The sequence below is a fragment of the Flavobacterium sp. genome, from assembly GCF_039916025.1.
In the GTDB taxonomy this organism is placed as follows: Bacteria; Bacteroidota; Bacteroidia; order Flavobacteriales; family Flavobacteriaceae; genus Flavobacterium.
In genome coordinates, this window is sequence record NZ_JBDSMB010000083.1 from 1 (window position 1) to 8,623 (window position 8,623).

An 8,623-nucleotide genomic window follows, 5' to 3' on the forward strand; every position below is an offset into this window, starting at 1 on the left:
TAACTCGACGGGACTTTTTTTGAATTAATATAGTGTTAAAAATTCCACTTGATTGTGGCATTTTTAAAAACCTCGAAAATGTAATCTGCTTCAACAAGAAGTATAAATAATAAATATAATACAAGGAAAATAACAGTCGCAACGACTGACCAACGCAAGCTACTTCTTTCACCTTCCATGTGCATGAAAGCCCAAACAATGTAGTATGCTTTGTAAAGCGTTAATAAGATGAATACCCAGTTTAATAGGTTCATGCTAAAAAAGTTATTCATGAATAAGAAACTTGGTCTTGTAATTCCTAAATACACCTCAACCGTAGTTACTACAGACAAAAGTGCAAAAACCATCCAGATTCTTTTTGTATTTGATACGTGCTCGTGTGCGTGGTCGTGTGACATAATATAAATTTTATAAAAAAATTAAACTAAGTAGAAGAATGTAAATACGAATACCCAAACTAAATCGACAAAGTGCCAGTAAAGTCCAACTTTTTCTACCATTTCATAGGTTCTTCTTTTCTCATATGTTCCTAGAACAACGTTTAAGAAAATAATAAAGTTGATGATAACTCCCGAGAATACGTGGAAACCGTGGAAACCAGTAATAAAGAAGAAGAAATCAGCAAATAATTTACTTCCGTATTCGTTGTGTTTCAGGTTAGCGCCTTCAACAACAATAGCACTATTCGCTACCATTATTTCAGATTCAGTTCTTGTTAGGATTTCTCTTCTTTTGTTATGATTTAATCCCGGCTCAAGCTTTTTGTTCGCTTTATCTTCGGCAGTATCTCTATAGATTTTTTCTGTTCTGATTAACAATTCAGGATGCGCTTTGAAACCAGCCTGCACTTCTGCAACAGAATAGGTTGTTAGTGCATCTTCATCTTTCATGAACCATTTTCCGTCATGTCTTGTCAATTCTTCTCTTTGACCAGGAAGATGAATAGCAAAATCTTCCAATTTTACTCTTTCGCCTTCTTTGTTTACGAATTGAATGATACTTCCACCTTTAGTTTCTACAGCACCATATTCACCTTTAATGAAGTTTTTCCATTCCCAGGCTTGTGAACCAACGAAGATTAAACCACCAAGAATAGTCAATAGCATATAGAAAGCAACTTTAGATTTTTTCATGTGATGACCGGCATCAACAGCTAAAACCATAGTTACAGAAGAGAAAATCAAAATAAAAGTCATCAATGCCACATAATACATTGGTGCTTCTACACCATGCATAAACGGAAAGTGAGTAAACACTTCGTCGGCAATAGGCCAATTATCGATAAATTTAAATCTTGAAAAACCATACGCAGCAAGAAAACCAGAGAAGGTTAAAGCATCCGATATGATGAAAAACCACATCATCAATTTGCCATAACTTGCTCCCATTGGCTCGTTACCGCCTCCCCAAGTATTTTCAATTTTATTTTCAGTTGTACCCGTAGCTCCCATAAAAGTTATAAGTTAAAAAGTTCCCAAATTTAGATTTTTTTTCTTATTTAAAGAAATATAAAAACAAAAACAAACAAATCCATAAGAAATCAAGAAAGTGCCAATACATTGCACCAAGCTCAATTCCAAGCGATTGACCTGAATTGTATTTTTGTTTAAAATGATTATAAATTATGATTAAAAGACAAATTAATCCTCCAGCAAGATGCACCAGGTGAACCGTTGCAATTACGTATAGAAAAGTTGTCGCAATATTACTCTCCGGTCCGGCGAAAAAATAGCCGCTGTCCATCAATTGCCCGAAGCCTTTAAATTGAAAAATCACAAAAGAAATTCCCAAGGCTAAAGTAAGTAATAGTAAATTTGATGTTGCGGTTCTGTTATCTTTCTGAATGGCTTTTTTGGCCAAATGAAATGTAAGGCTGCACAATATAATTGCAAGTGTACTAAAATAAAAAGCAGTTGGCAACTGGAAGTCTTTCATCCAGTCTTCTCTTGATTTACTCACTACAAAAGCACTCACTATTCCGGCAAACATCATCGTCATGCTTCCCATAGCAAACAACAAAAGTAATCTTGCTGATCTTGCTTTTCTTTCTTTATGTTCCAGGGCAGTCATTGTCATAAGCAAACTATCTTAAAAATTTATCAATAATATAAACCAATTGCAGCAAAGATATATAAGAAACACTCACTAACATCAATGTTCTTGCTGCTTTTGAAGTTCTTTCTTTGTATAATTTTACGGCATAAATAATCATCCAAAGTCCAAGCAAAAATACCATTACGGCAGCTACGGGCGAAAGAAGTAATCTCGGTTTAACAATAAGGTAATTCATTGCAAAAGGCAACAACGAAGCTATTAGCAACCAAAAACAATATAATATTATCTGCAACGCAGTAGATGAATCTTTCTTTCCATTTGGCAACATAAAGAATCCTGCTTTTTCGTAATCTTCATATAGAAACCAGCCAATCGCCCAAAAATGAGGAAACTGCCAAAAGAATTGTATCAGGAAAAGTGTCCCGGCTTCAATGCCGAAATTATTCGTAGCAGCAACCCAACCCAACATGAATGGAATCGCGCCCGGAAAAGCTCCGACAAAAACCGAAAGCGGTGTGTATTGTTTTAACGGTGTATAAACGCTGGTGTATAGAAAAATAGAAATCGCGCCAAACATAGCCGATTTTGGATTGATATTGTAAAGTAAAATTAATCCAACAATGGTTAATAAACTGGCTATGAATAATGCTCTATTAGGAGACATTCTTCCTGAAGCAACCGGACGGTTTTTGGTTCTGTCCATCAAAGCGTCAAGATCTTTTTCGATGACTTGGTTGAATGCATTCGAAGCACCAACCATACAGTAACCACCAATGGCTAACATAAGCAAAGTCGTGACTTTTAAATCATGAAAGTCGAGTACGCCAAGCAAATAACCTGCAATGGAAGAAAAGACCACGCTGACAGCTAAACCAGCTTTGGTGATTTCTTTAAAATCAATCGCAATTTGTTTGAAGGAAAATGTGTTGGCGGTAGCGTTCATCAAAGTTTTAAAAACTGCCGCAAAGGTACTTTATAGAAAACGATTTGACAAAAAAAGAATGGAGAAAATAGAGGATTATTTTATTGTTACAGCACGGATTGCAAATCCGCGCTATCGGACACTTTCAAAACAAAGCTAACAAAAAACTCATTATAAAAAACAAATCTGTCAGGTCTTAAAGAACCTGATAGCGCGGATTTGCAATCCGTGCTCGCAACTTTCTTCAAAACAAATCTAACAAAATAACTTCCAAGTCATTCTCCAATCCAGCATAATTCCTCCGATAGCGCGGATTTGCAATCCGTGCTCACAACTTTCTTCAAAACAAATCTAACAAAATAACTTCCAAGTCATTCTCCAATCCAGCATAATTTCTCCCCGAACTAAAATAATAATCTTCCGGCAACGTCACTATTTTTTCAGCAACAGGATTATTGTGAATGTAATTTACTTTTTGCTTAATAAACCAATTGGTTTCTACAAGTTCAGCATGATAACCATTTTGCCATACTTTATACTGTTGCTCTCTTTTCAAATCCTCACATGATTTTTGAAAATAGTCCAACATCCATTCTCTTCTACTTTCAGGTTCATCAATAATAGTCTGAATAATTTTCTTTGCCGTAAACTTTTTAAAATCCCGCATTACATCTGACAATATAAAACCATCAGTTGCTTTACACATCAAATGAATATGACTACTCATAATGCAATAAGCATAAATCTCTAAACCTTTATTTTGTTGGCAATGCTCTAGAGCTTTTACGATTACATACTTTTGATTGAGTCTTGTGAAAACATCAACCCAACCAACTGTTGTAATGGTTATAAAATAAGCTTCTTCAGTTGTGGTAGCTTTGTATTTGGTTGACATACTTCTTAGTTTTTAACAAAACTAAACGAAACACTATAAATCTAATTATAGTTTATGTGTACATTTTCAAAAGGCACGGATTGCAAATCCGCGCTATCTTGAACTTTATAGAAAACGATTTGACAAAAAAAAATGGAGAAAAATTGATGATTATTTTAAGTCCCAGCTCTCTAAAAAATTATTGTTAATTCTGAAACATTACTGTTTGAGTTCGGTCATGTTAAAATTCCTTTTTCTACTTATTCTCAATCAAAAGTCCGATACTATTATGTGAAAGAAAATATTTTCTTCCATTGGAGTTTGCACCTTTGTACAAAGTATCATTATCAAAAACAAGATATACACCCAAGTTTTCCATTGAACTACTACGAAATCTAACGGGTGACAATTGAAAATTATAAACTCCATCTACTATTAGTTCATGCGCATCATTGCTAAATGAATAGGGTAACTTTGCCTTTTTCAAAATATCTTTTTTAGCTGATAAAATGTATGTGGTATCGGAACCCGACTGACTAATACTTTTTAGGAGGAAGACAGAATTGAATTCTTTAATATTAAGAACTTTGTTTTTGGATGTTAAATATTTTTCATCTGGCTGTTTAGAAGTTCCACAACTGACAATAATTAAAATTACAAACAAACATAATAATGCAGATAAACTTCTTTTTCCCATTTTGTTTCTTTTTCAATAATATCCAATAATGTAGATTTGCAATCCACACCAAACAAAGCTAAACAAAAAAAGCACTCATTTTCAAGAGTGCTTTTTTAAACAGTATATTTTCGACTACAATTTAGCTTCTGTTTTCTTTACGATTTTCTGGATTCTTTTGTTTAAGTCACCCATTAATTCTTCTAAAGCACTTTCGCAGTTTGGAAGGATTTTATCTACGTCAAGTACCGGAACGCCGCCAACCATTACCATGGTTTTCTTTGAACGCTCATTTTCATTGATTACAAAAAGTTTTTCTCCTTTTTTGTTATACGCTGAAATTCGGGTAAACGCTTTTACTTTTAATGTTGATGTTCCTCCAATACCAAATCCTTTTTCAAAAGCAAAATCGATATGAACAAACATCACTCCATCAGCCTGAATACCATCAGCCATTGCTTTTGCAATACCTTCTTCATTTGCAGCCGCTGCCGGACCATCATAAATGTATTTGTAACCATTGTAAACCAAATAATCATTTGCCTGAAATTTATCCATTTGGAATTTTGGCACAAAGTTTTTGTAAGCATCACTGTTTACAACATCTGCTTCCGGTATCAAATCAAAAGGAAATGACTTAGCATATTCCGTAAAAAATGCATCGTGGTATTTGTTTAAAATTGGCTGTAGGTTGAACTTTGGATTGTCTCTCAAATCAAATACTTTCTTGGCTACGCTTTCGGTAAGTTTATCACCTGCAATCTCTGTAAAATCGATTACTTTGTTAGCATAAAAAGTCACTACTGCTACTTTCTTTTTTTGTGCCGAAACTGTAAATACAGACAGCATTAAAAAGAACAATAGCATGTTCTTCATTGTTTTCATCTTATTTTGTTTTTATTGTTGCGGCAAATATACTTTTTAAAAGCTGATTCAAATCTTTTAAATTGTTAAATCCGACAAGTTGTATAAAACAAAAAAACCATCAATTTGATGGGTTTTTTGTTTCTGTTTATTCAACTATTAATAATCAAAATACCAGTTGAAAATATCACATCTCAATCCTATCGAGAACCAAGTCGTGCTTTCTTTGAAAGCGGTTGCTGTTTCGGTTGCCGGATTAAAATCTCTATAAATAAGGCTCGCAAACAGTTTCATATTCGTTGCAGGATTTACCAAATATCCTGCTTGTAAATCGGTGATGAAAATGTTGGTTTTGTTTCCTTGTCCAATGCTCACACCAGTATCGTATGGTCTGTTATCGTTATAACTCAAGTAGATATTGCTTCCGTAATTAAACGTATCGGTATCGCTGTTAAAATCCAATCCGCGTTCGCCAAAAGTAACTTTAGCATCTGCAAAATATCTTCCTTTATGATAACGCACAATAGCGATAAATTCCCTGAAATTTCCGCCCCATTGGTGTCCTAAACTTTGGTTGTTGTGACCATAGTTGGTAATGGCATCAGTATGCGAATACACATAAGGACGCACATGGTTGTATTCAACCTGCAACAATAAATTTTTGATGTTAAACGCATTATAGTATTTGGCTCCCAGTTGGTATCCAAATTTATTTTTCCAGCTTTGGTTTCCTGCTTTTACTGCATCCAATGAAAACTCGTCTAGCAAAAACTGTCCGTAAAAATTGATTTGATTGTTCCATTTAACTTTAGTTGTCAAGCCCAATAAAGCATTACCTGTTCGTGCTGAAGAAGTAAACTCAACCGTACGGTAAAATATAATTGGATTCACAAAACTCATATCAAAACCTCGATTGTTTTTATTGGTCCAAATCACCGATTCGAACAAACCAATATTCCAACGATTTGTAATATTCAAACTCAAATAATGGCTGGCAGCAAACTTGGTTGCATAAGTTCTGTCAACCGTAGCTTCGGGACGAACATCTTTGAGCCAAGTGTAAAGATTGGTGTATTTTATTTTCCAGAAAGTAGTGTTCAGTTTAAAATAAGGATACGGACTCGCGCCATCACTCAACAACAAAGAGCGATAACCATCTCCGATAAAATTCTTGCCATAACCCAAATTCAGATTGATGAATTTACTTGGCGTATAAGATAAATTGGCTTCCGCCAAAGGAAAATCATAAGCATCCGATTTGAAAGGCTTGGCAATGCCGATTCCCGGAATAATTGCGGGATCTCCACCAGCAGGTTTTATAGATTCTGCATAACGATTGAAATAATCTGCAAATCGTCCCTGGCTTTCATAAATGGTTGTCGTGAAATTCAATTCTTTTCCCAAACCACCATTGAACTGAATTCCGCGTGTGTTTATATAAGTATAAGAAGAAACGCTTGGATCGCTTTTCCCTAATTGAATATCAAAAATAGGATTCAGCGTAAACCAATAATCTTCACCCTGAATTTCGACCAGGCTTTCATCCCAAAGTTTTCTGCCAAACCATTCTTTTTTGCCTTTCAACAACTTTTGATTTTCTTCCTTTAGATTATAATATTTAGAAACATCTGCATAAGAAAAAGGCTTTGAACCTGTATGATTATTGGCTCCAACCAAATTCATTTCATGATCAAACTGCGAATAGTAACTGTGTGAAAATGGAATATTGATATGGCTTTCAAACTGTGGATTTTCAAATTTCTTATACTTGATGCTGTCTAATTCTGTAAGCTGTTTGTTATTTGGCTTGTATACGTTTGACGCTTTTTCTGCCAAAGCCTCTGCTTCTTTTTGTGCCTGCATTTCGGCTACACTTTGCAAAGGAATAGCAATTTTGATAGTGTATTTAGCATACGTTGGCCTTCCGTTATAGGTTGCCGGAGATATCTTTGGGAATTGCGCAAACACTCTTTTGCTTTCAGCAACTAAAGACTCATCGATAGCATCAACATATAGCACTTTGAAATTTCCGGTATCATCGACTTCAAAAAGAACAGTGACACTGCCTTTGAAATTATTCTGTTTCAGATTTTCGGGCACTTTAAAATTATTGTACACAAAATCCTGTACCTGATTATTAAAGCAGGTTTCTAATGCCTGAAACTGTAGGTTTTCGCATGATGGAAAAACAGGAAATCTTTCGGTTGCTTTTTGTACAGACTGCGCATTAATCACATTAGTCAAAAAAAACAGTATTAAAAATGGTAGCGTTTTCTTCATTTTCTTTAAATATATCGATTCAAGATATTCATTTGTATTCATGGGATAAAAGTAAAAAAAATCCCGTCTTGTCATGTAACGAGACGGGACAATCTTTATTATCTGGTTGTTTGCTGTTTTCGCTTTTTAATCAAAACAAATAATACTAAGGCTATTGTTGCTCCTGTACCATTTGCCAACACATCAAATATATCTGCATGTCGTGTTGTGGTAAATGCTTCCTGCAAAATCTCAATTAGTATTCCGTAACAAAGTGAGATGATAACAACACGCACTATTTTGGTTATTGTCATTTCATTTGGGTTTAGCCAAAGATAAAATCCCCAAAGCATTGTGAAAACAAAATGAAGCGTAAAGTGAACATACTTGTCTGCTCCTGAAACTCCAAATGAAGGTAAATCGGTGAACCTGACTAAACACAAAACAGCAATCAAAACAGTCCAGCCTATAGCTAAACCGAGTATTGCTTTTTTAAGCACCAATGAGTTGTCTGTAAGCATCACTCGAAAGTAATTCTTCTACTTCTGCAGCGTTTGTAAATTTGATTTTCACCATCCAGCCTTTTCCGTAAGGATCTGCATTTACATCTTCAGGATTTCTTTCTAATTCTTCATTAAATTCAACAATCTCTCCAGACAAAGGCAGGAACAAATCAGAAACAGTTTTTACTGCTTCAACAGTTCCAAAAACTTCGTCTTTATCTAATGTTTGGTCTAAAGTTTCTACTTCAACATAAACAATGTCGCCCAACTCTTTTTGTGCAAAATCAGTGATTCCAACAGTGGCGGTATCGCCCTCAATCAAAACCCATTCGTGGTCTTTAGTATACTTTAAATTGCTTGGTATATTCATTTGATATTAAATTTAGACCGTAAAGATATGATTTGATATTGTAATTTTTATTGAAAATTAACTGTTAGTTTCCAAAATTATATCTCATCGTAAAACCAGC

At 34.6% G+C, this 8,623-nt stretch carries 10 protein-coding genes; all 10 read right to left on the bottom strand.

Features of this window, described 5'->3' with window-relative positions; genetic code table 11:
* Positions 1-35 precede the first annotated feature (35 nt).
* The 10 genes from ABIQ27_RS05365 to gcvH all read right to left on the bottom strand — a co-directional run bounded on the left by ABIQ27_RS05365 (position 36) and on the right by gcvH (position 8,523).
* Complete coding sequence (locus ABIQ27_RS05365) at positions 36-398, bottom strand: cytochrome C oxidase subunit IV family protein (protein ID WP_348032753.1); 363 nt, start codon at positions 396-398, stop codon at positions 36-38.
* A gap of 21 nt (positions 399-419) precedes the next feature.
* On the bottom strand, positions 420-1,451 hold the full coding sequence (locus ABIQ27_RS05370; protein ID WP_348032754.1) for a cytochrome c oxidase subunit 3: 1,032 nt from the start codon (positions 1,449-1,451) through the stop codon (positions 420-422).
* Positions 1,452-1,494: 43 nt separating this feature from the next.
* Positions 1,495-2,082, bottom strand: coding sequence for a cytochrome c oxidase subunit 3 (locus ABIQ27_RS05375; protein WP_348032755.1), 588 nt, complete (start codon positions 2,080-2,082; stop codon positions 1,495-1,497).
* A gap of 1 nt (position 2,083) precedes the next feature.
* The gene (gene cyoE / locus ABIQ27_RS05380; RefSeq protein ID WP_348032756.1) at positions 2,084-2,998 is read right to left on the bottom strand and encodes a heme o synthase; all 915 of its coding nucleotides are present in this window, start codon (positions 2,996-2,998) and stop codon (positions 2,084-2,086) included.
* Between the two features lie 319 nt (positions 2,999-3,317).
* Positions 3,318-3,872, bottom strand: coding sequence for a transposase (locus tag ABIQ27_RS05385; protein ID WP_348032757.1), 555 nt, complete (start codon positions 3,870-3,872; stop codon positions 3,318-3,320).
* Between the two features lie 235 nt (positions 3,873-4,107).
* Positions 4,108-4,548 (bottom strand): hypothetical protein, encoded by a 441-nt coding sequence (locus ABIQ27_RS05390; protein WP_348032758.1) that lies wholly within the window; start codon positions 4,546-4,548, stop codon positions 4,108-4,110.
* A 114-nt stretch (positions 4,549-4,662) separates the two neighbouring features.
* On the bottom strand, positions 4,663-5,412 hold the full coding sequence (locus tag ABIQ27_RS05395) for a hypothetical protein (RefSeq protein ID WP_348032759.1): 750 nt from the start codon (positions 5,410-5,412) through the stop codon (positions 4,663-4,665).
* Between the two features lie 138 nt (positions 5,413-5,550).
* On the bottom strand, positions 5,551-7,671 hold the full coding sequence (locus ABIQ27_RS05400) for an energy transducer TonB (protein WP_348032760.1): 2,121 nt from the start codon (positions 7,669-7,671) through the stop codon (positions 5,551-5,553).
* A 98-nt stretch (positions 7,672-7,769) separates the two neighbouring features.
* Positions 7,770-8,171, bottom strand: coding sequence for a VanZ family protein (locus ABIQ27_RS05405; protein ID WP_348032761.1), 402 nt, complete (start codon positions 8,169-8,171; stop codon positions 7,770-7,772).
* On the bottom strand, positions 8,143-8,523 hold the full coding sequence (gcvH, locus tag ABIQ27_RS05410) for a glycine cleavage system protein GcvH (protein WP_348032762.1): 381 nt from the start codon (positions 8,521-8,523) through the stop codon (positions 8,143-8,145). The genes ABIQ27_RS05405 and gcvH overlap by 29 nt, the downstream gene beginning before the upstream one ends.
* Between the last annotated feature and the right edge of the window lie 100 nt (positions 8,524-8,623).